The 24,792-nt window shown below is 73.6% G+C and carries 22 protein-coding genes and 1 pseudogene; 10 read left to right on the top strand and 13 right to left on the bottom strand.

Annotation, left to right across the window (positions count from 1 at the left end; translation table 11 throughout):
- Positions 1-103 precede the first annotated feature (103 nt).
- The gene (locus tag ACWEV0_RS19760; RefSeq protein WP_453150607.1) at positions 104-541 is read right to left on the bottom strand and encodes a nuclear transport factor 2 family protein; all 438 of its coding nucleotides are present in this window, start codon (positions 539-541) and stop codon (positions 104-106) included.
- Positions 542-795: 254 nt separating this feature from the next.
- Here ACWEV0_RS19760 and ACWEV0_RS19755 point away from each other — a divergent pair, with 254 nt between their 5' ends.
- The 3 genes from ACWEV0_RS19755 (at position 796) to ACWEV0_RS19745 (ending at position 3,779) form a co-directional block, all read left to right on the top strand.
- Complete coding sequence (locus ACWEV0_RS19755) at positions 796-2,067, top strand: NAD(P)/FAD-dependent oxidoreductase (RefSeq protein WP_453150606.1); 1,272 nt, start codon at positions 796-798, stop codon at positions 2,065-2,067.
- 129 nt (positions 2,068-2,196) lie between these two features.
- Positions 2,197-2,634, top strand: coding sequence for an SRPBCC family protein (locus tag ACWEV0_RS19750; RefSeq protein WP_453150605.1), 438 nt, complete (start codon positions 2,197-2,199; stop codon positions 2,632-2,634).
- Between the two features lie 68 nt (positions 2,635-2,702).
- Positions 2,703-3,779 (top strand): MerR family transcriptional regulator, encoded by a 1,077-nt coding sequence (locus ACWEV0_RS19745; protein ID WP_453150604.1) that lies wholly within the window; start codon positions 2,703-2,705, stop codon positions 3,777-3,779.
- Positions 3,780-3,792: 13 nt separating this feature from the next.
- On the opposite strand, the gene ACWEV0_RS19740 is transcribed toward ACWEV0_RS19745, so the two are convergent.
- From ACWEV0_RS19740 to ACWEV0_RS19720, 5 genes are all read right to left on the bottom strand, one after another.
- Positions 3,793-4,659: a DUF1295 domain-containing protein gene (locus ACWEV0_RS19740; protein ID WP_453150603.1), complete on the bottom strand. Its 867-nt coding sequence runs from the start codon at positions 4,657-4,659 to the stop codon at positions 3,793-3,795.
- Positions 4,656-5,978 (bottom strand): class I SAM-dependent methyltransferase, encoded by a 1,323-nt coding sequence (locus ACWEV0_RS19735; protein ID WP_453150602.1) that lies wholly within the window; start codon positions 5,976-5,978, stop codon positions 4,656-4,658. Before ACWEV0_RS19735 ends, ACWEV0_RS19740 begins: the two co-directional genes overlap by 4 nt.
- Positions 5,975-6,730 carry a DUF1365 domain-containing protein gene (locus tag ACWEV0_RS19730; RefSeq protein ID WP_453150601.1) on the bottom strand — a complete coding sequence of 252 codons (756 nt, stop codon included), beginning with the start codon at positions 6,728-6,730 and terminating at the stop codon, positions 5,975-5,977. Before ACWEV0_RS19730 ends, ACWEV0_RS19735 begins: the two co-directional genes overlap by 4 nt.
- Positions 6,730-7,986 carry an NAD(P)/FAD-dependent oxidoreductase gene (locus tag ACWEV0_RS19725; protein WP_453150600.1) on the bottom strand — a complete coding sequence of 419 codons (1,257 nt, stop codon included), beginning with the start codon at positions 7,984-7,986 and terminating at the stop codon, positions 6,730-6,732. Before ACWEV0_RS19725 ends, ACWEV0_RS19730 begins: the two co-directional genes overlap by 1 nt.
- 97 nt (positions 7,987-8,083) lie before the next feature.
- Entirely contained in the window at positions 8,084-8,707 is a 624-nt protein-coding gene (locus tag ACWEV0_RS19720; RefSeq protein ID WP_453150599.1) for a sigma-70 family RNA polymerase sigma factor, read from the bottom strand.
- 249 nt (positions 8,708-8,956) lie between these two features.
- Between ACWEV0_RS19720 and ACWEV0_RS19715 the strand changes: the two genes are divergently transcribed.
- The gene (locus ACWEV0_RS19715; protein WP_453150597.1) at positions 8,957-9,850 is read left to right on the top strand and encodes an oxygenase MpaB family protein; all 894 of its coding nucleotides are present in this window, start codon (positions 8,957-8,959) and stop codon (positions 9,848-9,850) included.
- Here the strand turns inward: ACWEV0_RS19715 and ACWEV0_RS19710 are convergent.
- The 3 genes from ACWEV0_RS19710 to ACWEV0_RS19700 form a co-directional block, all read right to left on the bottom strand.
- A complete protein-coding gene (locus tag ACWEV0_RS19710) occupies positions 9,838-11,910 on the bottom strand; it encodes an MMPL family transporter (protein ID WP_453150595.1) in 2,073 nt (690 codons plus the stop codon). The genes ACWEV0_RS19715 and ACWEV0_RS19710 overlap by 13 nt on opposite strands.
- A 226-nt stretch (positions 11,911-12,136) precedes the next feature.
- Positions 12,137-12,598 carry a MarR family winged helix-turn-helix transcriptional regulator gene (locus ACWEV0_RS19705; protein ID WP_453150594.1) on the bottom strand — a complete coding sequence of 154 codons (462 nt, stop codon included), beginning with the start codon at positions 12,596-12,598 and terminating at the stop codon, positions 12,137-12,139.
- A 94-nt stretch (positions 12,599-12,692) separates the two neighbouring features.
- Positions 12,693-13,271: a fasciclin domain-containing protein gene (locus ACWEV0_RS19700; protein ID WP_453150593.1), complete on the bottom strand. Its 579-nt coding sequence runs from the start codon at positions 13,269-13,271 to the stop codon at positions 12,693-12,695.
- A gap of 262 nt (positions 13,272-13,533) precedes the next feature.
- On the opposite strand from ACWEV0_RS19700, the pseudogene ACWEV0_RS19695 reads away from it, so the two are divergent.
- Positions 13,534-14,444, top strand: a pseudogene (locus ACWEV0_RS19695) (cryptochrome/photolyase family protein); the annotation flags it as partial.
- A gap of 158 nt (positions 14,445-14,602) precedes the next feature.
- On the opposite strand, the gene ACWEV0_RS19690 reads toward ACWEV0_RS19695, so the two are convergent.
- Positions 14,603-16,501: an FHA domain-containing protein gene (locus tag ACWEV0_RS19690; protein WP_453150592.1), complete on the bottom strand. Its 1,899-nt coding sequence runs from the start codon at positions 16,499-16,501 to the stop codon at positions 14,603-14,605.
- A 354-nt stretch (positions 16,502-16,855) separates the two neighbouring features.
- Here ACWEV0_RS19690 and ACWEV0_RS19685 point away from each other — a divergent pair, with 354 nt between their 5' ends.
- Complete coding sequence (locus ACWEV0_RS19685; protein WP_453150632.1) at positions 16,856-17,719, top strand: methyltransferase domain-containing protein; 864 nt, start codon at positions 16,856-16,858, stop codon at positions 17,717-17,719.
- 150 nt (positions 17,720-17,869) lie between these two features.
- Here ACWEV0_RS19685 and ACWEV0_RS19680 read toward each other — a convergent pair whose 3' ends face one another.
- The 3 genes from ACWEV0_RS19680 to ACWEV0_RS19670 form a co-directional block, all read right to left on the bottom strand.
- Positions 17,870-18,745 carry an undecaprenyl-diphosphate phosphatase gene (locus ACWEV0_RS19680; protein ID WP_453150591.1) on the bottom strand — a complete coding sequence of 292 codons (876 nt, stop codon included), beginning with the start codon at positions 18,743-18,745 and terminating at the stop codon, positions 17,870-17,872.
- 159 nt (positions 18,746-18,904) lie between these two features.
- Positions 18,905-19,390 carry a hypothetical protein gene (locus ACWEV0_RS19675; protein WP_453150589.1) on the bottom strand — a complete coding sequence of 162 codons (486 nt, stop codon included), beginning with the start codon at positions 19,388-19,390 and terminating at the stop codon, positions 18,905-18,907.
- Between the two features lie 31 nt (positions 19,391-19,421).
- Entirely contained in the window at positions 19,422-20,123 is a 702-nt protein-coding gene (locus ACWEV0_RS19670) for a TVP38/TMEM64 family protein (protein WP_453150588.1), read from the bottom strand.
- Between the two features lie 263 nt (positions 20,124-20,386).
- On the opposite strand from ACWEV0_RS19670, the gene ACWEV0_RS19665 reads away from it, so the two are divergent.
- The 4 genes from ACWEV0_RS19665 to ACWEV0_RS19650 all read left to right on the top strand — a co-directional run bounded on the left by ACWEV0_RS19665 (position 20,387) and on the right by ACWEV0_RS19650 (position 24,670).
- Complete coding sequence (locus ACWEV0_RS19665; protein ID WP_453150587.1) at positions 20,387-21,097, top strand: DNA alkylation repair protein; 711 nt, start codon at positions 20,387-20,389, stop codon at positions 21,095-21,097.
- A gap of 250 nt (positions 21,098-21,347) precedes the next feature.
- Positions 21,348-22,580 (top strand): elongation factor Tu, encoded by a 1,233-nt coding sequence (tuf, locus tag ACWEV0_RS19660; protein WP_453150586.1) that lies wholly within the window; start codon positions 21,348-21,350, stop codon positions 22,578-22,580.
- 304 nt (positions 22,581-22,884) lie between these two features.
- The gene (locus tag ACWEV0_RS19655; protein ID WP_453150585.1) at positions 22,885-23,748 is read left to right on the top strand and encodes a patatin-like phospholipase family protein; all 864 of its coding nucleotides are present in this window, start codon (positions 22,885-22,887) and stop codon (positions 23,746-23,748) included.
- Between the two features lie 130 nt (positions 23,749-23,878).
- The gene (locus ACWEV0_RS19650; RefSeq protein WP_453150631.1) at positions 23,879-24,670 is read left to right on the top strand and encodes a spermidine synthase; all 792 of its coding nucleotides are present in this window, start codon (positions 23,879-23,881) and stop codon (positions 24,668-24,670) included.
- Positions 24,671-24,792: the final 122 nt, after the last annotated feature.

Here is a 24,792-nt window from a genome sequence, read left to right as displayed (position 1 = left end):
CCCGGGGGCGCGCCGGGAGGTTCGGACGCGCCGGGAGGTCGGGACGCGTGGGGTGGCCGAGACGCGCCGGAAGGACCGGACGGCCGCGCGGGCCCGGGCCCGGTCACATCCGGCGCCACTTCTCCTCGACGACCACCGAGCGCAGTCTCCAGCCGTCCTCCGTGCGCCGCAGCGTGAAGCCGTACCGCCCGCCGCACACGAAGTCCGCGCCCGACTCGAAGCGCATCGGGTTCACGTAGTCGGCACGCACGGTCGCCGCGTCGCCCGGGTAGCCGCCGAGGTCCTGCAGGCGGACCCGGCGGTTGACGATGAGGTGCTGGCGTACGGGGAAGAGCCGCATCGTCTCGGCGAGCCAGTCGGCCACCTCGGCGGCCGGCCCCTCGATCCCGCCCGAGCCGCGGTAGTCGGCCCGCCCGTCCGGGGTGAAGAGCGCCCGGTACGCCGTCCAGTCGGAGTCGTCCACGGCCATCGCGTAGCCGGTGACCAGGTCGTCGACGGCGAGCCGGTCCATCACGGTCGCGAGATCCACGCGCTGCGTCATCGGCTCAGTGTCGGGCCTGACGGGCGCGCAGCCAAGGCCCGTGCGACGGGTGATTCCCTGACGACCGGTGCGTCAGCCGGCGGACGCACCCGCGTGCGGGGCGAGGACGTCGAGCGGACATTCCGCCGGCGCATCCGCACCGCCCCCGCGGCGGGAAGCCATCAGGGACGGATTCCGCGGGACCGGTGACAGGCCCGCGCACATCGGTCCCCGGGAGCGAACGCCACCGGACCCCGGGCGACGAGGAGGCTGTCATGGACGGAACGGATTCCGGACGGTACGACGTGCTGGTCGTCGGGGCCGGGGCCGCCGGACTCGCCTGCGCGGGCGACCTGTGCGCGGCCGGCCTGACGGTGCGGCTGCTGGAGGCGGACGGGACGGTCGGCGGGCGGATGCGCACCGACCAGGTGGCGGGCTTCACCGTCGACCGGGGCTTCCAGGTCTTCAACACCTCCTATCCCCAGGTCCGGCGACGGCTGGACCTCAAGGCGCTGGGACTGCGTCCGTTCACGCCCGGGGTCCTCGTGCACACCGAGGACGGTCCGCGCCGGTTCACGGACCCGACCCGCCGGCTCCGGCAGAGCCGCGACCTGCTTCCCGGCAGGCTTGCGTCGACGCGTGATCTGGCGGCGGTCGCCGCGCTCAGCGCCCGGGACGTGCTGGCACCGGCGTCGGTGCTGCGGAGGGGCCGCGACGGCACCACGCGCAAGGCGCTGGCCGACGCGGGTGTGTCACCGGAGCTGGTGGAGACGTTCTTCCGGCCCTTCCTCTCCGGGGTGTTCCTGGAGGACGAGCTGGAGACCTCGGCCCGCTTCTTCCACCTGGTGTGGCGGAGCATGCTCCGCGGCACCCTCTCCCTGCCGGCCGACGGGATCGGGGCCGTTCCCGCCCAGCTCGCCTCCCGACTGCCGCCGCGGGTGCTGCGGACCGCCTGCCGCGTCACGGCCGTGACGCCCGGCGGGGTCGCCGTCGCGGGCGGCGAGGCGCTGCGGGCCCGCGCCGTCGTCGTCGCCACCGGGCAGCGGGTGGCGGCCGGGCTGCTCCCGGGGCTCCGGACGCCGGACGCCCGGACCGTCACCACCTTCTATCACGCGACGGCCGATGCGCCGTCGACGGAGCCGGTGCTGCGCGTCGACGCCCGCCGCAGGTTCCTGAACACCTGCGTCCTCACCGCCGTGCAGCCCCGGTTCTCGGCCGACGGACGGGCCCTGGTGTCCACCTCGGTGCTGGGCTCGCCCGGCCCGGAGGAGTCGTCGGCGGTGCTGCGCGCGCTGGGCGAGGTGTACGGCTCGGACACGGCCGACTGGGAGCTCGTCCACCGGATCACGGTGCCCGACGCCCTGCCCGCGATGTCCGGCCCCGGGCCGCTGTCCCGGCGCACGCGGTTCGCCCCGGGCCGGTACGTGTGCGGAGACCACCGGGCCACCGGTTCGCTCCAGGGCGCGCTGGCGTCGGGTGCGCGTGCGGCCCGCGAGGTGCTCGCCGACCTCGGGGACGGGGGCCCCGGAGGTCACGACGGGCCGTGAGGAAGGACGGTGCCGGAAAACCGCGGGTCCGGGCGCATCCGCAGGGGCCGCTCGGCCGGAACGACAAGTGGCCGGGACGGTCCACGGACCCGGTGGAACAGCTGTGGAACGCAGGAGGAGGACCGTACGGTGATCACAGTGGAGCGCGTCATCGTGGTACGCCGTCCCCTGGCCGAACTCGTGGCCTATCTCGCGGACTTCGGGCACACCGAGGAATGGGATCCCGGCACGGTCCGCTGCGTACGGCTCGACGACGGGCCGGTCCGGCCGGGTGCCCGGTGGCGCAACACCTCACGGTTCCGGGGCCGGGAGACCGAGCTCCTCTACGAGCTCGCCGGGTCCGAGCCCGCCCGGCTGTTGTTCGTCGGGGAGAACCGGACCGTGCGTGCGACCGACGACCTCCGCTTCGCCGACGAGGGTACGGCCACCCGGCTGACGTACCGGGCCTCACTGGTGTTCAAGGGCTTCGCGCGGCTGGCCGAGCCGTTCGTGCGCGCGGAGTTCGAACGGCTGGGTGACGCGGTGGCCACGCGCCTTCCGCTCGCAGTCGAGGCACGCCGCTCCTGACACCCTCCGCCCACGAGCCCCTTCCGCGCATCGTTTCCGCATCGTCCGGAACTCGTAGGGTAGGTGACATGTCCGATACGGCTCACGGGATCACGACCGGCGCCGTGGCACGGCGTCTGGGCGTCTCCCCCACCACGGTGCGCTCCTGGGACCAGCGGTACGGCATCGGCCCGGCCGTACGCGCGGACGGACGGCACCGGCGGTGGAGCCCCGCGGACATCGCGATGCTCGACGAGATGTGCCGCCTCACGGCCTCGGGCGTCCCGCCCGCCGAGGCCGCGCGGGCCGCCCGGCAGGCGCGGCCCGCGCCGGAGGCGACCGCCGTTCCGGATGCCGCCGCCCCGCCGGCCCGCGCACCCGGAGCCCGGTCCGGCACTCCTCCCGCCGGATCCGGGACCACGGCCGGGGCTGTCACGCCGCTGGTGGGCGCGTCCCCCGAGAGGACCCGTCGACCGGGACCCGGTGGCGGCCTGCCGCTGGGCGGCGCACGGCAGGAAGCCCGCGGGCTCGCCCGCGCAGCCGTACGCCTCGACGGCCCCGCCATGGAAGGGCTGCTCCAGGAGGCGCTGGCCCAGCACGGGCTGGTCACCGCCTGGGAGGAGGTGATGGTCCCGACGCTGCACGCGGTGGGCCGCAAGTGGGAGTCGTCCGACGACCGCTACGTGGAGGTGGAGCACCTGCTGTCCTGGCACGTCTCCACCGCGCTGCGGCGGGCCGCCGTGACCGGTCCGGCGACGGCTTCCACGGCCGCCCCGGTCGTGCTGGCCTGCGTCCCCGGGGAGCAGCACTCGCTGCCCCTGGAGGCGCTCGCGGCGGGACTGGCCGAGCGGGGCCTGCCGACGAGGATGTTCGGCGCGGCGGTGCCCGCGGAGGCCCTCGACGCGGCGGTGCGACGTTCGGGGCCGGCCGCCGTCGCCCTCTGGTCCCAGGCGAGGTCCACCGCGAACCACGCCCTGGCCCGGCACGTCGCGGGGACCGCGTTCGGGGTACGGGGAGCACGCACGGCCCCCGTGGTCCTGCTCGCGGGCCCCGGCTGGCTCGGCCGGCCCCCGGCTCCCGGCACGGTCCGTCCCACCGGGCTGCGCGAGGCGATCGGCCTGATCGCCCGGCTGTACGGTGAGCCGGCCGGAAGCACGGAGGAGTGACGCGGCCGCCCCCTCACGGGCGGGGGCGAGTCGCTCCTCGTACCCGGGCCGCGGCGTCGCCGGGTCGCCCCGCGTGCGGCCCCCGGCGGGGCGGGCGGGGGACGAAACCGCTGGTGCGCGCCCGGTAGGCCGCGTAGCCGGGGCGGTCGGCCATGTGGGCCTCCAGGAGCCGCTTGCCGCTGCCCCAGACGAGGAGACCGCTCATGACGAGCGGGGAGACGAGGGTGAGCAGGGCGGTCTGCCAGGTGGCGCAGGCCGTCAGGTACAGGCCCCACCAGACGAGGAAGTCGCCGAAGTAGTTGGGATGGCGGGTCCAGCTCCACAGCCCCCGGTCCATGACGCGGCCCCGGTTCGCCGGATCCGCCTTGAACCGAGCGAGCTGGTGGTCGCCCACCGCTTCGAAGACGAGCCCCACCGCCCACACGGCCAGGCCCAGCCACGCGGTCGCCTCCGGCGGGCCGGGCAGCAGGACCGCGACCTGGACGGGGAGCGAGACGAGCCACACCAGGGCGCCCTGGAGGAGGTAGACCTTCCGCAGCGCGTACAGCGTGGGGTTGCCGCGGGCGCGGGCGAGCATCCGGGCGTACCGGGGGTCCTCGCCGTGGCCGCGTCCGCGCCGGGCGATGTGGATCGCGAGCCGCAGTCCCCAGAGCACGGTGGCGAGCGCGACGGCGGTCCGGCGCACGTCGTCGCCGTGCCCGGCCGAGAGGCACCAGGCCACGACGGCGACGGCCGCGAAGGCGATCCCCCAGGCGACGTCCACGATCCGGTGCAGCCCCCTGGCGGTGCCGACGACGAAGGCCGTCAGCATGACGGTGCCGGCGGTGACCGCCGAGGCGGCGAGGACGAGACCGAGGGCACCGGCGTCGACGCCGCTCATGGCCTCTCCCCTCGGTGGGCGTCGGCGGTCAGCAGGAGTTGGCGGACGTCGAGGTAGTGGGCGCGGAATCCGGCCTCGGACCAGGCGAGGTAGAACTCCCACATCCGCCGGAAGACGTGATCGAAGCCGAGCGCGGCGACGGCGCTCTCCTGCTGGAGGAAGCGGGTGCGCCATTGGCGCAGGGTCTCGGCGTAGTGGGCGCCGTACCCCTGGTCGTGGGCGATGCGCAGGCCCGCGGCGGCGCTCTCGCGCGCGAGGGCCTCCGGCGAGGGGATCAGGCCGCCCGGGAAGACGTACTTGCTGATCCACGTCTGTGCGCGGGCGGTGGCGAGCATCCGCTCGTGCGGCATGGTGATGGCCTGGAGCGCGACGCGGCCGCCGGGGGCGAGCAGGCGGCGGAGCGCGGTGAAGTAGTCGGGCCAGAACTCCGCTCCGACGGCCTCGATCATCTCGACGCTCACGACCGCGTCGTAACGGCCGCGGACATGACGGTAGTCGAGGAGCTCGACGGAGACACGGTCGGCCAGGCCCGCCTGCGCCACGCGCCGGCGCGCGAGGGCTAGCTGTTCCTCGGAGAGGGTGACGGTTCGGACGCGGGCGCCCCTGGCCGCGGCGCGGATCGCGAGTTCGCCCCAGCCGGTGCCGATCTCCAGGAGCGCGGTGTCCGGTCCCGTCCCGGCCAGGTCGAGGAGCCGGTCGATCTTGCGGTGCTGGGCCGCGGTGAACAGCGCGTCGGTGAGGAGCGCGGGCTCTGCCGGGAGGGGGTCGAAGACCGCCGAGGAGTAGCTGAGACCGGGATCGAGGAAGAGGGCGAACAGTTCGTTGGAGAGGTCGTAGTGCCGGTGGACGTTCTCGCGCGCCCCTTCGGGGGTGTTGCGGTCGGCCCGGGGCCTGCGCCGGACCCATACGCCCCGGAACCGGTGCAGTGGCGCGGGGACGAGCTCGTCGACGTGCAGCGCGAGGACGGTGAGGACTTCGACGAGGTCGTCGGCGTCCCACTCGCCGGCCATGTACGACTCGCCGAAGCCGATCAGCCCGGCTGCGCCGATCCGGCGGTGGAACGCGTCCGGGTCGTGGAGCGTGAGGGTCGGTGCGGTGTCGTCCCCGCCGGCCCGCGCGGGGCCCGGGAACGTGTCCTGGCCGGTCCGTATCCGCAGCGGCAGCCGGGCGAAGGCACGGTCCACTAGCCGGCGGGCGACGGCGGTGCGCGGCGCGGAGGAGTGCGGCGGCCGGGCGACGTCGGGCCAGCGGTCCGGGTCCACCGGAACGCGGCCGGGACGAGCGGCGGGCGGCACGGTGGGAGGAGGCGGGACAGTCATGACGTGCCTTCCTGGGCGGGGGCCGTACGGGGCGGCCTGGGCCGGACGCGGAGCCCCTTGAGGTAGAGGTGGATGCCGTGGCGGCGGATGCCGAGGGAGACGGCGGCGGTCGACCACGGATGGCGGACGGCGGCGGCGAGCAGCGTGCCCGGGCGGGCGGGGGAGCGGGCGCCGCGGACCGTGGCCGTCAGGGGGCGGGACCCGTCCGGCTGGCGGAGCTGGACGGTCAGGTCGAGGCGCTCGCCCGGGAGCGGCAGCCGCATGCGGTAGGTGCCCTCGACGTCGAGGAACGGCGAGACGTAGAACTCCTTGGCGGTCTCGGCCCGGCCCCGTGCGTCGGGGCGCAGCAGGTAGCAGTGGCGTCCGCCGTAGGTGTTGTGCACCTCGGCGACCACGCACACGCGCCGGCCGGCGCGGTCGTGGCACCAGTACAGGGTGAGCGGGTTGAAGACGTGCCCCAGGACGCGGGCGTGAGCGAGCATCAGCACCCTTCCGTCCGCGTCCCGTACGCCGTTCGCGGCCAGGTACGCGTCGAGCCCGGCGCGCAGCGAGGGCGCGGTCCCGTCGAAGTGGTCGCGCGGGTCGAAGCGGGCGAGGGGACGCAGCGGCCGGGGCAGGACGGGCAGGTCGTCGATGTCGACCAGCCACAGATAGGTGCGATGGCGCAGGGCGTGGCGGACGGGGGTGACGCGGGTGTGCGCGATCTCGGTCGTGTACAGGGCGGGGACGGGTGGCGGGGCCAGGCCGGTCATCACCACGTCACCCCCAGGTGGCGGGCGGCTTCGACACCGGAGCGGCAGCCGTCCTCGTGGAAGCCCCAGCCGTGGTAGGCGCCGGCGTAGGCGGTGACGGGGCTGCGCAGGGTGGGCAGGAGACGCTGGGCGGCCACGGACTCCGCGGTGTAGACGGGGTGTTCGTACGTCATGCGGGCCAGAACGGTCGACTCGTCGACCCGGCCGCCGGGGTTGAGGGTGACGATGTGGGGCTCGTGGGCGGGGAGCCGCTGGAGCCGGTTCATGTCGTAGCTGACCTGGACGGCTCCCGGACGGGCGGTGCAGGACGGCAGCCGGTAGTTCCATGAGGCCCTCGCGTGCGGCGAGCGCGGCAGCAGGCGCGTGTCGCGGTGCAGGACCGCCGGGTTGCGGGAGTAGGTGAAGGCGCCGAGGACACGCCGCTCCTCCTCGGTGGGGTCGGCCAGGAGACGCAGGGCCTGGTCGGGGTGGACCGCGATCACCACGGCGGCGTGCTCGGCCGACTCGCCGTCGGCGGTGACGACGGTCGCCCGGGCGGCGCCGCGCACGACGGCGCGCACGGGGGTGGTGGTCCGCACGGAGGAGAGGCCCTTCGCGATCCGTTCGACGTAGGTCGCGGAGCCGCCGGTGACGGTCTTCCACTGCGGGGAGCCGGTCACCGACAGCAGCCCGTGGTGGTCGAGGAACCGGAACAGGTACCCGGCCGGGTAGCGCAGCGCGGTGTCGGGGGCGCAGGACCAGACGGCGGCGACCAGGGGGACGGCGAAGTGGCTGACGAAGTGGGCGGGGAAGCGCCGCGCCCGCAGGAAGTCGGCGAAGGTCGCGCTGGTGTCGCCGGAGGCCAGCAGCCGGCGCGCGGCGCGGTGGAAGCGCGGGACGTCGGCGAGCGTCCTCAGGTGGCGGCCCCGAAGGACGTTGTCGTTGCCGAGGAGGCCGCGGATCCCGCGCGCTCCGGCGTATTCGAGGCCGCAGCCGTCGCAGCGGACGGACATGCTCATCTCGGAGTCCTGTGTGGCCACGCCCAGTTCGCGGAAGAGCCGGAGCAGGTGGGGGTAGGTGCGCTCGTTGTGGACGATGAATCCGGTGTCCACGCGGAGCGTCCCGCCCCCGGCGGCCGGCAGTTCGTGGGTGTGCGCGTGACCTCCGAGCCGTCCGTCGGCCTCGTACAGCACCACGTCGTGCGCGCGGTTCAGGATGTGCGCGGCGGTCAGCCCCGCCACCCCCGCCCCCACCACGGCGATACTCCGTCGGTTCATGGTTCCCACCCGTCGTGTGGCGGCCGCGGCCGGTCGAGGCGGCGGCCTGCGTTCTGCTGTCGGTCGTTCGGGGACGCGTGCTGCCGGCCGGGCCGGATCACCCACCGGCCGCGGCGAGGTCGAGACTGTGACGCATCCGCTGGAGGCCGCGGCGGGCGTGGCTCTTGACCGTGCCGAGCGGCATGCCGGTGCGGTCGGCGATCTGCGTCTGGGTCAGGTCGGCGAAGTAGGCGAGTTCCAGGACGTCGCGCTGGACGCGGGGCAGCCTGGCCAGTTGCTCGGTGACGGCGAGCCGGTCGATGATCCGCTCGGGGTCTTCGCGGGAGCCGCCGGTGTGCTCCAGGGCGGCGCCGAGGGCCGCGGTGAGTTCGGTGCGCCGGGTGCGGGCGGTCAGCGCGTCGGCGATCTTGCGGCGGGTGATGCCGGTGAGCCACGCGGGCAGGCTTCCCCGGTCGGCACGGAAGTTCGCGCGGCCCCGCCAGGCGGCGACGAACACCTGCTGGGTGACGTCCTCCGCCTCGCGGGGGTCGCCCAGGGCGCGGGCCGCGAGCATGTGCACGAGCCGTCCCCAGCGGTGGTAGGCCGCGTCCAGGCAGCGCTCGTCGCCCTGCACCAGCCCCCGGGCGATCCGCTCGTCGTCGGCCGTCGCGTCGCGCGGCGCCCGGTGGGCGTGGGAATCGGCCGGGGTGGCGAGGTGGCCGGTCATCCGGTTCGCGGTCATGGCGGTTCCTCCTCCGGGCGGGCGGCGTGGGTGACCACCGGCACGTGAGACCGGCGGTCCCGGAGCGGCGGTACGGCGGAACCTCGTCGGTTCCGTGTCCTCACGTTCCGGCCGGCGCCCTCCGCCCCTCAACTCGCATCGTTTCCGCATCGAAATCCGGCAGCGCGCACACCAAGCCCTTCGGCCTCCCACCCGGTGCCGGCATGCGCGCGGCCGCGCGAGGGTAGGTGAGGCAAGGAGGCGGTTCCCGTGTCCCTGGTGCTGATCGACAGGCTGCGTGGAAGAGCCGGGGAAGCACTGCTGCTACGGGTGGCGGGGCCCACGGCTCACCGGAAGCGCGCCCGCATCCACGGCACGCCGGGTCCGCGCTGGTTCGCTCCGGACCGGCCGATCCGGGTGGTGCACGCGGACGCCTCGATGTACGTCGGAGGGCTCGCGGCGCTCCTCCTGCAGTCACTCCACCCGGTCGCCATGGCCGCCGTATGGGCGCATTCCGGGTTCCGCGGTGACCCCTGGGGGCGTCTCCAGCGCACCAGCACCTTCCTGGCGGAGACGACGTTCGGGCCGGCGGAGGACGCCGAGCGGGCGGTCGAGCGGGTGCGCGCGGTGCACGCGCGGGTCACCGGGACGACGTCCGGCGGGGTGACCTACCGGGCCTCGGATCCGTCACTGCTCGCCTGGGTGCACATCGCCGAGACCTTCTGCTTCCTGCGGGCGTACCAGGAATACGGCCGGACCTCGCTCACCGAGGCCCGCCGGGACGCCTACGTGGAGGACATGGCGTCGGTCGCCCGGCGGCTGGGCGTCCCCCGGCCGCCGGCGACCGAGGCCGGTCTCGTCGAGGCGCTGGACCGCCGGCGCCCCGAGCTTGCGGCCACGGACGAGTCGGCGGCCACCGCCCGCTATCTGCTGGCGAGGCCGCCGCTGCCGTGGCCGGTCCGCGTTCCCTACGCACTCCTCGCGGCCGCGGCCGTGGATCTCCTGCCCTCCTGGGCCAGGGAGTTCCTCACCCTCCCGGTGAGCATCCGGCTGCTCCTGCCCGTCGCGCGGCGCGGCGGCCGCGCCGTCACCACACTGATCCGCTGGGTGATGCCGGCGCCGCCCGCCCGGGCGGCCACGAGCGTTCTCGGTCAGGGGCGGTGACGGAGCGAGCCTGGCCACCACACGGCGGGGCCGATGTCCCGGACGAGGGCCGGCACCAGGAGCGAGCGGACCACCAGGGTGTCGAGCAGGACGCCGAAGGCCACGATGAAGGCGATCTGCACCAGGAACGCCAGCGGGATCACCCCCAGCGCGGCAAAGGTGGCGGCGAGGACGACACCCGCGGACGTGATGACGCCTCCCGTGGCGACCAGTCCCCGGCGCATGCCCTCGCGTGTCCCGTGCAGCGCCGTCTCCTCGCGCACCCGTGACATCAGGAAGATGTTGTAGTCGACGCCGAGGGCGACCAGGAAGACGAATCCGTACAGCGGGACGGCGGCGTCCGTCCCGGTGAATCCGAAGACGTGCTCGAAGACGAGGGCGGAGACGCCCAGCGTGGCCACGAAGTTCAGCCCGACCGTCGCCACCAGGAGCACGGGCAGCAGCAGCGAGCGCAGCAGACCGACCAGGATCACCAGGATGATCGCCAGCACGACGGGGACGATGAGCTTCCTGTCCTGTTCGGCGGTGACCTGGGTGTCGTACTGCTGGGCGGTGTAGCCGCCGACGAGGGCGTCGGCGCCGGGCACGGCGTGCAGGGCGCCGCGCAGGGAGGCGACGGTGTGCTTGGCCGCATCGGAGTCGGCGGCGTCCGCGAGGGTGACGTCGATCCGTACGCGCCCGTCGGCGACGAGCGGCTGCCGGGTGCCGGGGGTGGCGAAGAGGGTCGCGGAGTCGACTCCGGCGACGGCCGTCGCGGCGGCCCTGACCTTCTCCGCCGCGTCGGCGTCGGCGATGACGACGGCGGGGTTGCCGGCGCCGCCGGGGAAGTGCTCGCCCAGGCGCGCCTGGGCGGCGACGGAGGGTGCGTCCTTGACGAAGATCTCGTCGAGCGGGACGCCCTTGGATTCGAGCGTGAAGGAGAAGGCGGCGCAGGCGAGCAGGGCCGCGAGGGAACCGGCCCAGACCTTGCGCGGCGCTCGGTCGACGAGCGCCGCGACCTTGCGCCAGACGGGGTGCGCGTCTTCCCCGGCGGCCGCCCTGGGGCGGGCGGGCCAGTAGGCCGCCCGTCCGAGGAGGACCAGGACGGAAGGGAGGAACGTGACCGCGCTGAGGACGGCGCAGCCGATGCCGATGGCGCCGACGGGGCCGAGCGCCCGGTTGTTGGTGAGGTCGCTGAGGAGAAGGGCGAGCAGACCGAGCGCTACCGTGGCGGCGCTGGCCATGATCGGGCCGAACGACTGCTTCAGGGCGGCCCGCATGGCCGGCAGGCGGTCGCCGTCCCGTGCGCCGAGCTCCTCCCGGTAGCGGGCGGCCAGCAGCAGGGCGTAGTCGGTCGCCGCGCCGATGACCAGGATGGACAGGATGCCCTGCACCTGGCCGTCGACGCGCACGACCTCGTGGTCGGCCAGGACGTAGACGAGGGCGCAGGCCAGACCGAGGGCGAAGACGGCGCCGATGATGATCACCAGCGGCAGCAGGACGCTTCGGTAGACCAGGAGCAGGATCACCAGGACGGTCACCAGGGCGACGACGAGAAGCAGTCCGTCGATGCCCGCGAACGCGTCCCGGAGGTCCGCCTGCGAGGCGGCCGGGCCCGCCAGCCACACCTCGGCCCCCGGTACGGCGGAGACCGCCGCCTCGACCCGGTCCAGCGTGGCCGGCAGTCGGTCGCCGAGGTCGGGGCGGAGCTGGACGATGCCCCGCAGGGCCTCTCCGTCCTTGGAAGGGAAGGCCGGCGAGGGGACGCCGACCACGCCCTCGGCGCCCTTCAGGGAGGCCAGCGCGCGGGTGGCGTCCGCCGGAGCGGACGGATCGAGCGCGCCGCCGTTCCCGCCGGTCCAGACGACCAGGACCGGCAGGGTCACCTCCTGGCGGAAGGCCTCCTGGGCCCGGAGGACCTGGGTCGACTCCGCGCTGCGGGGCAGGAAGGCGGCCTGGTCGGCGGTCGACACCTCGCCGAGTCTGCCCGCGTAGGGACCGAGCCCTCCTCCGATGGCGAGCCAGGTGACGAGCACCAGCAGGGGCAGCACCCGGCTCGCCCACCGCAGAGGTGTGGACATGAAGAGACCCCCAAGTCTCTCGACAATCAATAATCTCAATGATTGAAATAAACTGAACCACGGCCCGTCTCGAGCCCGGCAACCGGGTGGTGGGATGACGGCCGTGTACCCATGCGTACGGCGATGCCTTCCGCGTACCGGCACTGCACGGATGCACTGCGTCGAAAGGGTCCTGCCCGGCCCTGGCCGACCGCGGAACGCGTCTCGCCGGCCGCACGCCGCGCGGTCAGCGGCGGGGAGCGCGCAGCTCGCCGAGCTCCTCGTTCAGCGCGTCCAGGTATCTCAGCACGATCGAGAGCTCGTCCTCGGTGAACCCGTCGCGCGCACGGTCCGCAGCCTGCGCGAGCGGCATGAAGTGGGCCCGCGCGACGGCCCGGGCTCCCGGAACGTAGTGGATGCGGACCACCCGCCGGTCGTCCTCGGACCTGCTCCGCCGGATGTGCCCGGCCTTCTCCAGCCGGTCGAGGCAGGCGGTCACCGCGCCGGAGGTCAGGCCGAGATGCTCCCTCAGCAGTCCCGGAGTGACCGTGTCGGGGTGGTCGAGCACGAAGGAGAGCGCGTGGACGTCGGTGGAATGCAGGCTCTCCGCGGAGGCGAAGCCGTGCACCAGACGGTTCACCTCGCCGATCGTCCGGCGCAGGGCGACCGCGAAGGCCTGCAGATCGGTCCTGGTCCCGTCGTCCGTCATGCTCTTCCCAGCCTGCCCGTCGCCCACGCGGCAAGCCTATGCGGACGTGCCCGGGAACACGGAATCACCCGTTTCCTCTCCGTGGCGGCCTCCCTCAGCGTGGCATGAGCACGGTGTCGATGACGTGGACGGTCGCGTTGGAGGTCTCGATGTCGCCGCAGACGACGTGGGCGGTGCCGTTCACCCGGTACGCGTCCCCGGATCCGGCTGTGGTCAGCGTGCCGCCCTGCAGGGTCTTGAAGGAACCGCCGGCGAGGTCCGCCTTGTGCACGGTCTCGCCGACCACGTGGTACGTGAGGATCTCGGTGAGGAGGTTCTTGTCGGCGAGGACCTTGTCCAGCTTCGCCTTCGGGATCTTGGCGAAGGCGTCGTTCGTCGGCGCGAACACCGTGATGTCCTTGGCCTGGTTCAGGCTGTCGACCAGGCCCGCCTTCTTCAGGGCGGTCACCAGCGTCGACAGGGCCGGGTTGTGCGACGCCGCGGTGGCCACCGGTTCGGCGGCCATGCCGTCGAACGAACCAGCCCCCTCCTTCGGCACCGAGCCGCAGCCCGAACCGAACGGAGCGGTGCCGCCGTCGGCCGACGCCTGCGGGGCGAGGGCGCCGAACGAGACCGCGAGTGCGGAGGCGGCCAGAGCGACGGAGAGACGGCGTCGGGCAGACGTGGAGTTCATGATGTGCTCCTCACCGGCCGACGCCGAGGGGCCACGGCCGTGGATCGGTTGTGCTCTCACTCAGCCTTCCGGGCCGACGGGCTCTCCGGATGAGGCCGACGGCACTCTTCCTCGCTCGTCGGACGGGCGTCGGCCCGACCGTGGGGCGGCTCGTCCCGCGCCGTGCGCGACACGCGGTCCGTCGCATCCGGGGCGCGTCCGCGCGCCGAAGAACGGGTGGTGCGACATGCGCACCGCGGACACGGAAAGGGACGGGGCCGCCATGACCGGTACGCACTGGCTGTTCGGTGACCGACTGGGACCCGCGTTCCTCGCGCCGGGCGGCGACGGACCTTCGCGTGACGCCCGCGTGGTGATGACCGAGTCCCGGGCGGCACTGGCGCTGGTACGGTCCCAAAACCGCGTCGCCGTCCTGCCACCCCGCGGCTTCCTCGTCCGTCAGGAGGACTTCGCCACCTGGGCGCGCGGGCAACGAGTGTCCGCATGGAGGCCTTCTACCGCAACGTCCGACGCGACCACGACCTCCTGATGGAGGGCGGCGGACCGGTCGGCGGCACGTGGAACCTCGACCACGGCAACAGGGAACCGCCACCACGACGGGCCCCGACGCTGGGCGCCGACGCTCCTTACCGTCCCCGTGAGGACGCCGTCGACGAAGAGGTCCGCCGGGACCTCGACCGATGGGAGCGCGAGGGCGGGATCTCGTTCGTCGGTCGCGACGGACCGCGGCTCTTCCCCGCGGACCGCAGGGAGGCACGCGCCGCACTGCGCCGCTTCGTGCGTCACCGGCTGGCCGTTTTCGGCGCCCACGAGGCCGCGATGCTCGCCGAAGACGACACCATGAGCCACAGCCTGCTGTCCTCCTCCCTGAACCTGGGCCTGCTCGACCCGGGCGAGTGCGTGGAGGCGGCGGAGGCCGCGTACCGGGCGGGCGAGGCACCGCTGAACTCGGTCGAGGGCTTCGTCCGGCAGATCGCCGGGCGGCGCGAGTACGTCTGGCAGCTCTACTCGTACTTCGGCGAGGACTGCCGGACGTCGAACGCCCTCCGGCACACCGCGGCCCTGCCCGAGTGGTGGAGCGAACTCGATGCGGACACCGTGTCGGCCCGCTGTCTCGCGACGGTGCTGCGGCAGGTGCGGGACACGGGCTGGACGCACCACGTCCCACCACTGCGGCACGCTCGGTCGCAACCCCCGGATGTCCCAGGCCGTTCACGGCCTCGACCGCCTCGGAGACCTGCCTGCCCTGCTGGAGCAGGAGCGGCAGCGGGGCGACGAGCCGCCGTGAACGGGGCGCGGGAACGGACACGAGCGGTGCGGGACTCGCGAGATCAGCGCGGGGCGGGGGCCTTGGGTGCGTCGGTCCTGGCCGATGCGGCCGGCTGGTAGAAGATGTCGATGTCCACTTCCTCGCCGCCGACCATCAGGGTGTCCCAGGCGCCGCTCTCCCACAGGGTCCGCAGGGTGGAGGAGTCGAGCGTCTCCAGGTGGTTCCGGAGGGTCGCGTCGTCGGGCATGCCGGGAACGCGCGGTGCCAGCCGGTCGCGGATTCCCCGGAGCCGTTCCATGAGCGCGTCGATGTCCGCGTCCCGCTCCAGGTCCTTCCCTTCGGACTCCGCGATGCTCTGGGCGATCTTCTCCTTGATCGCGCGGCTGACGCCGTTCTCGTCGGTGGTGATCATCGTGTTCCAGGCACGGCTCTTGTGCCGGTACTGGAGCATGGACATGGCCGCTTCGTGGCGGGCGAAGTCGGCGTCCCGGAACGCCCTGCCGGTCCAGGCGCCGTTGAGGGACCGGGCCAGCGAAATGGCCGAGCCCAGGCCGCTGTTGAGCCCGCGACCGGGCCAGAAGTGGATCGCGTTGGCGGCGTCGCCGAGCAGGAATCCGTAGGTTCCCGGGGTCGTCGACGTGGCCGGGAACAGCCGGGTGGTGAACCTGGGCCGCTGCACCATGTCGAGCCGGAACGCCGTGACGGCGCTCAGGTCCCGCTCGGCGACGCCGAACAGCGCCAGCCCCTCCAGCACCCGCTTCCACAGCGCCGAACCCCTGACCATGGCGGGCAGGAAGAGCGTGCTGTGCGTCGAGCACTGGAAGTCGCCGTGGTCGTCCCGTCCCATGACGCACGGGCGCGAGGCGATGCATTCCTCGAAGACGTGCCGGACCGGGTCGATACCGATCACTTCCGCGGCCTCGGCGTCCGTGAGCCGCATGTTCAGGAATCCCTCGCCGCGCAGGGCGTTGAGGAGGAAGCGGTTCTGGGCCACGGTCAGCAGGACCGTCATGGGGTCCGTCAGCGTCGATTTGACGCGCAGGCCCAGGACGACATCCTGAATGTGCTGCCCGTTCAGCGAGTAGATGGACTTGTCGGCGTTGCCGAACCTGTCCGTGAAATACTCGCGCGTTCGGGAGCGGCCTCCCTCGCAGACGGCGAGTACATGGCCCCGGGTCTCCGCCTTTTGGTACTCGGCCGGGTCGAACACCTCGGGAACCAGTCGGATGCGCTCCGGCTTCTCGTTGGCCAATTCGAGGAGGGTGTCCTCGATGTAGGCGATCCGCAGGTTCCTCGGTTTGCGGCCACGGAGCGAATCGGGGCCGACCGGCCACATTTCGGAGTACGCGTCGCCGCGGAAAAGCCGGTCCTGAACCTCTTCGGGGAGGTTCAGGTACTGGCGGCTCTGCACGGTGACGACCTGCTGCCGCCTGACGTTGCCCTGCCCTTCGCTCTTCCAGACGACCTTCGCCCCGTCCTGGACCCACCGGCCGTCGTACACGGTGATGGACACGCGGGGCCCCATGAGGCTTTCCAGGAGGAGGGCGAAGCTCAGACCGACGGGGCCGCCGCCGGTCACCGTGACGTTCAGTACCGGTCCTGCCGCGAGGGTCGCCGCGGACGGAGCGACCGGCCCGAGCACGGAGAGGTCGAGGATGGTCTCCATCGCGTCCGCCGCTTCGAAGCGGAACGTCTCGGTGCCGATCTCGATGAGGTCCCCGGGCTGCAGTTCGTGAGAGGTGACTCGCGTCCCGTTGACGCGTGTTCCATTGCTGCTGCCGCTGTCGTAGAGGACGAATCCGTGGCGTTCGCGACGCACCTCGGCGTGAAAGCGCGAGACGTTCCCCACCGTTATCACCACGCTGTTGTCGCTGTTGCGACCCAGGGTGAGAGGTGTGGCGCCGATCGGAAACTGCTGTCCCGCCAGAGAGCCTTTATGGCCGACGAGCCGAGGAGGCATGGGTCACCCAATTCCATGAGTCACGGATCCGATGACGAAACGCGAAACCGGCCACCCAGACGAACAGCACCCCCACGCGTCACACACAGCGAGCTGACCGGAACGCAGGGCTATGATATTCCGGCCACGAGGCGGATGAGAAGGCGTGCGGACCCAACGATCATCACGTGGTGACCATTCGGTGAAGATGTGACGGCGAAGGTCAGGCGGGCAGGGCTCCGCCACCCCTCGCGGTGCTGCACGGCGCACAACTGCACTGTGGGAACTGTGGGGTTGGCCGTTCGTGTGAGGCATCGCTCGCCCGCCGTCGTGGCGCCGGCGGCCCGGAAGGCCGACCATGTGGTCATGACTTCCTTGCCTCGCTCGCCGCATGTCGATGACCGCTCGGATCCGTCGGGCGGGGGTGCCGCGCCCGGTGGCGAGCCCGCTGCCGCCCGCGGGTACCTGCTGGACAACGCGCGTGCCGAGGCGGGCGAGCGGTTCGTGTGGCTGGCCGAGCTGTTCGACGGGGTGACGCGCGGGCATTTCGACCGGCTGGGGGTCGGGGCCGGGTGGCGCTGCTGGGAGGTGGGGGCCGGTGGCCCCGGTGTCCCGGAGGCGCTCGCGGCGGCCGTCGGTCCGACCGGGTACGTACTGGCGACGGACATCAACCCGTCGTGGCTGGGGGCCGGTGACGGCTACGAGGTGCGGCGGCACGACGTCGCCGCTGATCCCCCTCCGGAGCCGGGGACGTTTGATCTGGTGCACGCCCGGCTCGTGCTGGTCCATGTGCCCGACCGGGCCCGCGCGCTGGCCACGATGGCGGCGGCGCTCCGGCCCGGTGGCCGGCTGCTGATCGAGGACGCCGACACCGCTCTGCAGCCGCTGGCGTGCCTGGACGAGAGCGGCCCCGCGCAGCGGCGGGCCAACCGGCTGCGCGACGCGGTCCGTGAGCTGCTGGCGCGCCGCGGCGCGGACCTGCGCTACGGAAGGACACTGCCGCGGGCGTTGCGCGAGGCCGGTCTGGTGGATGTCGCCGCGGCGGGCACGTTCCCGGTCGGCGGGCCGGCCTGCGACCGGCTGGAGGCGGCGACCATCCGGCACGTGCGCGGTGAGCTGCTCGCGGCCGGTCTGGCCGACGACGCCGAGATCGACGCGCACCTGGCCGCCGTCGACGCGGGCGAACTCGACCTGACCCTCGCGCCGCTGATCTCGGCCTGGGGACGGCGTCCGGCCTAGCACCCTCCGGCACTCGTTTCCGGCTTCCCTCCGTACGGAAGGGCCCGCACGGCCGGCGCCGTGCGGGCCCTTCCGGGTCCCCCTTTCGCTGTGCGGAAGCCGCCCTCGGTCGGGCGCTGGAACGTGCCGCACAGCGCTGCATGTCTGCGCCTAGCCGGCGGACTCGCCGGCGTGCGGACTGAGCACACCGGCCGAGACCAGCACGATCAGCAGGACGCCGAGCAGGATCCGGTAGTACACGAAGGGCATGAAGCTCTTGGTGGTGATGAACTTCATGAACCAGGCGATCACCGCGTAGCCGACGGCGAAGGCGATGATCGTGGCGAAGATCGTCGGGCCCCAGGAGACGCCGCCGTCCTGGGCCGCGTCCTTGAGCTCCATGCCGCCCGAGGCGAGCACGGCCGGGATGGCGAGGAGGAAGGAGTAGCGGGCGGCGGCCTCACGGGTGTAGCCCATGAGCAGACCGCCGGAGATGGTCGCGCCGGACCGGGAGACGCCGGGGATCAGCGCCATCGCCTGGCAGACGCCGTAGATCAGGCCGTCCCGCACGCCGAGCTCCGCCAGCGTCTTGCGCTCGCGCGCCGCCCGGTGCCGGCCGCCCATCTCGTCGCGGGCCGCGAGCCGGTCCGCGATGCCGAGCACGATGCCCATGACGATCAGAGAGGTGGCGGTGAGCCGCAGATCGCGGAACGGGCCCTCGATCTGGTCCTTGAGCGTGACACCGAGAACGCCGATCGGGATCGAGCCGACGATGACCAGCCAGCCCATCTGGGCGTCGTGGTCCTGGCGCAGCGCCTTGTCGAAGAGCGAGCGGAACCAGGTGGAGACGATCCGTGCGATGTCCTTGCGGAAGTAGATGATGACCGCGGTCTCGGTGCCTATCTGGGTGATGGCGGTGAACGCGGCTCCCGGGTCCTGCCAGCCGGCGAACGCGGCGGTGAGCCGCAGGTGCGCGCTGGAGGAGATGGGAAGGAACTCCGTCAGCCCCTGGACGAGTCCGAGGATGAATGATTCGAACCAACTCATGGGGCCAGGGCCGTCCCGGATGTACGTGTGCGGTCATATGGTCGGTGCGCAGCGTACAGGCACGGAGTGACGTGATCGTTCACGGGGCGGCGGGCGGTCCCCGGGACGGGTAAACGGTCGGTGAAGGGTGGGGAAACGCCCGGGTGAGGGGCGGTCGGGTCACTGGCGGAGCCAGTCCTCCCGGGACTCGCGGTGTGCCGAGCGCAGCTTCCGCAGCCCGGTCAGGGACAGGGCCGTGGCCGCGAGCGCGAAGAGCACGACCGCGAAGATGACGTGCGCCTTGGTCCCGCCCCGGACGAGGGCGTAGGCCCCGCCGCCCGCGCATCCCACGGCGAGCCCGAGCGCCGGCGGCCAGCGGTCGGTGACCAGACCCATCACCGTCACCGCGAAGGCCGGGAGCAGCAGGACCGCGAACACGATGCCGGGCACCCAGTGGATCTCGAAGCCGTCGGCGACGCAGCCGCCGCGCGGCCCGCGCGCACAGTCGTCAGGGAAGCCGGCGCCGAACGGCGTGATCCAGAAGTCCACCACCGCCCACGCCATGGCCGACGAGACGACCCCGCCGAGCACGAGCCACCACGGTCGTCGCCAGGTGTCCTCGATCTCCCCGACGTCCTCGACGTCCTCGGTGTCCCGCACGCTCATGACGCCTCCCCAGCGCGTGAAGCTGCGGCGACTATACGGCCGCGTGCTCGCGCTCCGGGGCCGCCGCCTGGGCCTCCGCGTCGGCCGGCCTGCGCAGATGGTGCCGCTTGCGCCAGCCGACCACCGCCGCGACCGCCGCCGACAGCACGATGAAGCCGGTCGAGATCAGGAAGGCGGGGGAGGTGGGGGAGGTGGCCTCGCTGCCCGCGACGACGTACGCGATCGTGTTCGGTACGGAGCCGAGGCCGGTGGCCAGCAGGAAGGGGAGGTAGCGCATCCGGGAGATGGCGGCCCCGTAGTTGGCCACCGCGAACGGCATCCCCGGGAACAGCCGGATCGCCAGCATCGAGCGGAAGCCGTGCCGGCTCAGCTGGCCGTCCGCCGCCTGCAGCCAGCGGCCGCGGACGTACGGGCGGAGCGCGTCCTGCCCGAGCGCGCGGCCCAGCGCGAAGGAGAGGCCCGCGCCGAGGACCGTGCCGGCGAGGGCCGCGGTGAAGCCGGCCGCGGTGCCGAAGAGGGCGCCCGCCGCCAGGTTCAGGATCGGCCGCGGAACCAGGGCCGCCGTGCACACCCCGTACGCCAGGCCGAAGACGACCACCGCGCCGGCGCCGCCCCACTGCGGCGGCCAGCCCGCCGAGAGCAGCCGCTGCGGCTGGAAGAGCAGCACCGACACCCCCGCGGACAGCAGGATCACGGCCAGATAGGTCAGCCGGGCCTTGGGCGACAGAAGCACCTGGGGAGCGTAACCGACAGGCGGATGTGATCGCCGTACCGCTGCACGCCCCTCCCGCCGTGACGAGCGCCGCGCCCGGTCCGCGCCCGGCCCGCGGCGCCTCGCGCCGGCGGCGGGCCGCGCCCGGCCGGCGGCGCCCAGTGCCGCTGTCGGACCGCGCCCCGGGCCGCGCCCGGCCCGCGACGCCTCGTGCCGCTGCCGAACCAGCACCCGGCCCGCGACGCCTGGCCCCACTGTCAGATCGGGCCCCTATCGTGAAGGACATGACCGAGGTCATCACGCCCGCCGCCCCCGAAAGCGCCCTCGCCGACACCGTCCTCACCCGCCTGACCGAGGTCTACCCCGCCGCGGGCGACCCCTTCCGGGCCCAGGAGATGGTCGCGTACATGAAGGGCGTGGCCCCCTTCCTCGGTCTGCGCACGCCCGAGCGCCGCGCCCTGTCCCGCACCGTCCTGGACGGGCTCCCCGCGCCCCGCGAGGCCGACTGCACGGCGATCGCGCTGCGCTGCTTCGCGCTGCCCGAGCGGGAGTACCACTACTTCGCCGTCGACTACCTGCGCCGGCACGTCAGGCGCTGCTCCTCCGCCTTCCTGCCGGTCGCCCGCACCCTCGTCACCACCGTCTCCTGGTGGGACACCGTCGACCACCTCGCCGCCCACGTCGTCGGCGGCCTGGTCCTCGCCGACCCCGCGCTCGTCTCCGACATGGACGAGTGGATCGCCGACGACGACCTCTGGATCGTCCGCACCGCACTGCTCCACCAGCTCCGCTACAAGACCGCCACCGACGCCGGCCGGCTCTTCTCCTACTGCCTGCTGCGCTCCGCGCACCCGGACTTCTTCATCCGCAAGGCGATCGGCTGGAGCCTGCGCGAGTACGCCAAGACCGCGCCCGACGAGGTCCGCGACTTCGTCACCCACAACACCTCCCGCTTCTCCCCGCTCTCGGTCCGCGAGGCGCTCAAGAACCTCTGAGCGCACCGAAATTCGCTCGACGGGGACGCGGCGAACCCGGATCATCGTGGGCATGTCCCGGTACGCCTTCCTCGCAGCGCCGTCCGCAGTCGCGGACGCGCCGAAGGCTGCCGTTCCGACCGCAGTCGCGACGCTCGGCGGCGACCGAAGCTGACCCTTCCCGGATAGTCCGGCGGACCCCAGAGGGGGAGGGTCGGTCCGGCCCAGGGGTCCCCGCACACGCTTCGAGCAGCGAATCGAGCGATCGAGCATGTCCCACACGTCCCACACGTCCCGCACGTCCAACACGTCGTCCCGCACGTCCAAGCAGGCGTACGCACGCACCAAGCCGCATCTCAACATCGGCACCATGGGCCACGTCGACCACGGCAAGACCACCCTCACCGCCGCCATCACCAAGGTCCTCAGCGAGCGCGGCACCGGCGGCCCGACGACGTACGTGCCGTTCGACCGGATCGACCGCGCGCCCGAGGAGGCGCGACGCGGCATCACGATCAACGCCGCGCACGTCGAGTACGAGACGGACACCCGGCACTACGCGCACGTCGACATGCCGGGACACGCCGACTACGTCAAGAACATGATCACCGGCGCGGCGCAGCTCGACGGGGCGATCCTCGTCGTCTCCGCGCTCGACGGGATCATGCCGCAGACCTCCGAGCACGTCCTGCTGGCCCGTCAGGTCGGCGTCGACCACATCGTGGTGGCGCTCAACAAGGCGGACGGCGCCGACGACGAGCTGACCGACCTGGTCGAGCTGGAGGTACGCGAGCTGCTCACCGCGCACGGGTACGGCGGCGACTGCCTGCCGGTCGTCCGGGTGTCCGGGCTGCGCGCCCTGGAAGGGGACCCGCGCTGGACGGCAGCCGTGGAGGCGCTGCTCGACGCGGTGGACACGTACGTGCCGGTGCCGGTGCGGTATGTGGAGGCGCCGTTCCTGATGCCGGTGGAGAGCGTGCTCACCATCTCCGGCCGCGGGACCGTCGTCACCGGCGCCGTCGAGCGCGGCACCGTCCGGGTCGGCGACCGGGTCGCCGTCCTCGGCGCGGACGCGGACACCGAGACCGTCGTCACCGGTGTCGAGACCTTCGGCCGCCCGATGGAGTCGGCGCAGGCCGGCGACAACGTGGCGCTGCTGCTGCGCGGCGTGCCGCGCGGCGCGGTCCGCCGCGGTCATGTGGTGGCCCGGCCCGGCAGCGTCGAGCCGCGCCGCCGCTTCACGGCCCGGGTGCACGTCCTGTCCGCCGCCGAAGGCGGCCGCCGCACGCCCGTCTCGACCGGCTACCGGCCGCAGTTCCACCTCCGCACGGCCGACGTCGTCGGCGCCGTCGACCTCGGCGACCAGGGCGTGGCCCGCCCCGGCGAGACGGTCACCATGACCGTCGAGCTCGGCCGCGACCTGCCCCTGGAGCCGGGCCTCGGCTTCGCCATCCGCGAGGGCGGCCGCACGGTCGGCGCGGGCACGGTGACCGAGGTGCTCTGACCCGGGCGCGGGGTGCGCGGCGCGCGGTGCGCCGACGTCGTCGGGGTGGTCCGGGTGCGTCGCCCTCGCCGTACCGGCGTAGGAAACGCACCCGGACCACGCCGACCCGGTGCCGCCGGCACCCGCGGGCCGCGCGCCGGACGGTGACGCCGGGCGGCACCGGTGTGGTGCGGTGGCATGCGCTCGCGGCACCCGTGTCACGGGCGCGCCGCCGCACCGGCCGTCCCCGTCGGCACCTCGGCCGGAGCGCCGCATTCCGGGCCCCGCGGGACACGGGTCTCCGACCGTCCGCCACACTCTGATCATGACCGAGACAGCGAGGCAGACGGCACTGGTACTGGGCGCGGGCGGCGTGACCGGTGGGGGGTGGGAGATCGGGCTTCTGCAGGGCCTCGCCGAGGCCGGGACGGATCTGACGACCGCCGATCTGATCGTCGGAAGCTCCGCGGGCGCGATCGTCGGCGCCCAGCTGACCTCCGGGAAGTTCCCGCTCGACGCGCTGTACGAGAGTCAGCTCGGCGACCCGCTCGGTGAGCCGTCGGCACGGCTCGGCTTCGGGCAGATCCTGAAGTACGCGCTGGCGGTGCTGCGTTCCCGCACCCCGGAGGAGTACGGGCGGCGGCTCGGCCGGCTCGCCGGCGCCGCCACCACCGTCGCTCCGGCCGTCCGCCGTCAGGTCATCGCCGGCCGGCTCGGTCCCGCCACCGAGTGGCCCGCCGAGCGGCGGCTCGTGATCACCGCCGTCGACGCCGACAGCGGCGAACTCGCCACCTTCGAGGGCGCCGACGCGGGCGTCTCGCTCGTCGACGCCGTCACCGCCAGCTGCGCCATCCCCGGCGTCTGGCCCGTCGCCGAGCTCGCCGGGCACCGCTACATCGACGGCGGCCTCCACTCCACCGCCAACGCCCACCTCGCCGCCGGCTACGAGCGGGTCGTGATCGTCGCGCCCAGCGGCGCCGGCAGCAAGGTCATCGCCTCGCCGGCCGCACAGGGCGCCGCGCTCGCCGCGGCCGGGGCGCGGGTCGAGGTGATCACGCCCGACGCCGAGTCCAAGCGGGCGTTCGGCCGCAACCCGCTCGACCCGGCCCGCCGGGCACCCGCGGCCCGCGCCGGACGCGCCCAGGCAGCGGCCCACGCCCAGGCCGTCGCGGCCCTGTGGGGACAATGAGGGAGTGAACGAGGACCCCCAGCACTACGACCACTTCCACGACCGCGAGCAGGACGAGCAGGACGAGCAGGACGAGCACGACGAGCCGATTCCCGTCGTCCGTGACGTCGACTGGGGCACCGCCCGGCTCATGCCCGACGTGGACACCGCGCGGGGCTGGCTGCTCACGGTCGACGGCGCGCCCCAGTCGTACGTGGACCTCGACGACCCGGCGCATCTGGAGTTCGAGTACGCGCAGCGGCTCGCCCATGTCGTCGACCGGGTCGCCGAGGAAGGCGCCCCGCTCGACGTGCTGCACCTGGGCGGCGGGGCGCTCACCCTGCCCCGTTACGTCGCCGCCACCCGGCCCGGCTCCCGGCAGCACGTCGCCGAGGCCGACCGGGGGCTGCTCGCGCTCGTCGCCGAACACCTGCCGTTGCCGCCCGGCTCCGGCATCGAGGTCCACGCCGCGGACGCCCGCGCCTGGCTGGAGGCCGCGCCCGACGCCTCCGCCGACCTGCTGATCGCCGACGTCTTCGGCGGCTCACGGGTCCCGGCCCACCTCACCTCCGTCGAGTACGCCCGCGAGGCCCGCCGCGTGCTGCGCCCGGGCGCCACCTACGCGGCGAACCTCGCCGACGGCGCCCCCTTCGCCTTCCTCCGCTCCCAGCTCGCCACCTTCGCCGGCGTCTTCCCCCACCTCGCCCTCATCGCCGAACCGGCGGTCCTGCGCGGCCGCCGCTTCGGCAACGCCGTCCTGGTCGCCTCCGACGCGGAGATCGACACCGCCGGCCTGGCCCGCCGCACGGCGGCCGACCCCTTCCCGGCGCGGGTGGAGTGGGGCGAGGCGCTCGCCCGCTTCACGGGCGACGCACGGCCGGTGCACGACGCGGAGGCGGTGCCGTCGCCGGTGCCGCCGGAGGGCGCGTTCGGGATCGGCTGAGACGGGGAGGGGGAGAGGACCGAGGGCCGGTTTCGGTTCTTGCCGGGCTTGCCGAGCCGGCCTGGTCCGAACAGCGGGGCCCGGCCGGAGGGTCGGATTCGGCTCTCGCCAGGCTTGTTCAG

Source organism: Streptomyces sp. NPDC003943, assembly GCF_053605265.1.
The sequence above is the reverse complement of the archived record's forward strand: the minus strand, read 5'-3'. Positions and strand labels throughout refer to the sequence as shown.

Bases quoted from the DNA above. Each gene is read 5' to 3' on its own strand.
- ACWEV0_RS19760 (WP_453150607.1), bottom strand. From the start codon at position 541: ATGACGCAGCGCGTGGATCTCGCGACCGTGATGGACCGGCTCGCCGTC.
- ACWEV0_RS19755 (WP_453150606.1), top strand. From the start codon at position 796: ATGGACGGAACGGATTCCGGACGGTACGACGTGCTGGTCGTCGGGGCC.
- ACWEV0_RS19745 (WP_453150604.1), top strand. From the start codon at position 2,703: ATGTCCGATACGGCTCACGGGATCACGACCGGCGCCGTGGCACGGCGT.
- ACWEV0_RS19740 (WP_453150603.1), bottom strand. From the start codon at position 4,659: ATGAGCGGCGTCGACGCCGGTGCCCTCGGTCTCGTCCTCGCCGCCTCG.
- ACWEV0_RS19735 (WP_453150602.1), bottom strand. From the start codon at position 5,978: ATGACTGTCCCGCCTCCTCCCACCGTGCCGCCCGCCGCTCGTCCCGGC.
- ACWEV0_RS19730 (WP_453150601.1), bottom strand. From the start codon at position 6,730: ATGACCGGCCTGGCCCCGCCACCCGTCCCCGCCCTGTACACGACCGAG.
- ACWEV0_RS19725 (WP_453150600.1), bottom strand. From the start codon at position 7,986: ATGAACCGACGGAGTATCGCCGTGGTGGGGGCGGGGGTGGCGGGGCTG.
- ACWEV0_RS19720 (WP_453150599.1), bottom strand. From the start codon at position 8,707: ATGACCGCGAACCGGATGACCGGCCACCTCGCCACCCCGGCCGATTCC.
- ACWEV0_RS19710 (WP_453150595.1), bottom strand. From the start codon at position 11,910: ATGTCCACACCTCTGCGGTGGGCGAGCCGGGTGCTGCCCCTGCTGGTG.
- ACWEV0_RS19705 (WP_453150594.1), bottom strand. From the start codon at position 12,598: ATGACGGACGACGGGACCAGGACCGATCTGCAGGCCTTCGCGGTCGCC.
- ACWEV0_RS19700 (WP_453150593.1), bottom strand. From the start codon at position 13,271: ATGAACTCCACGTCTGCCCGACGCCGTCTCTCCGTCGCTCTGGCCGCC.
- ACWEV0_RS19690 (WP_453150592.1), bottom strand. From the start codon at position 16,501: ATGCCTCCTCGGCTCGTCGGCCATAAAGGCTCTCTGGCGGGACAGCAG.
- ACWEV0_RS19680 (WP_453150591.1), bottom strand. From the start codon at position 18,745: ATGAGTTGGTTCGAATCATTCATCCTCGGACTCGTCCAGGGGCTGACG.
- ACWEV0_RS19675 (WP_453150589.1), bottom strand. From the start codon at position 19,390: ATGAGCGTGCGGGACACCGAGGACGTCGAGGACGTCGGGGAGATCGAG.
- ACWEV0_RS19665 (WP_453150587.1), top strand. From the start codon at position 20,387: ATGACCGAGGTCATCACGCCCGCCGCCCCCGAAAGCGCCCTCGCCGAC.
- tuf (WP_453150586.1), top strand. From the start codon at position 21,348: ATGTCCCACACGTCCCACACGTCCCGCACGTCCAACACGTCGTCCCGC.
- ACWEV0_RS19655 (WP_453150585.1), top strand. From the start codon at position 22,885: ATGACCGAGACAGCGAGGCAGACGGCACTGGTACTGGGCGCGGGCGGC.
- ACWEV0_RS19650 (WP_453150631.1), top strand. From the start codon at position 23,879: ATGCCCGACGTGGACACCGCGCGGGGCTGGCTGCTCACGGTCGACGGC.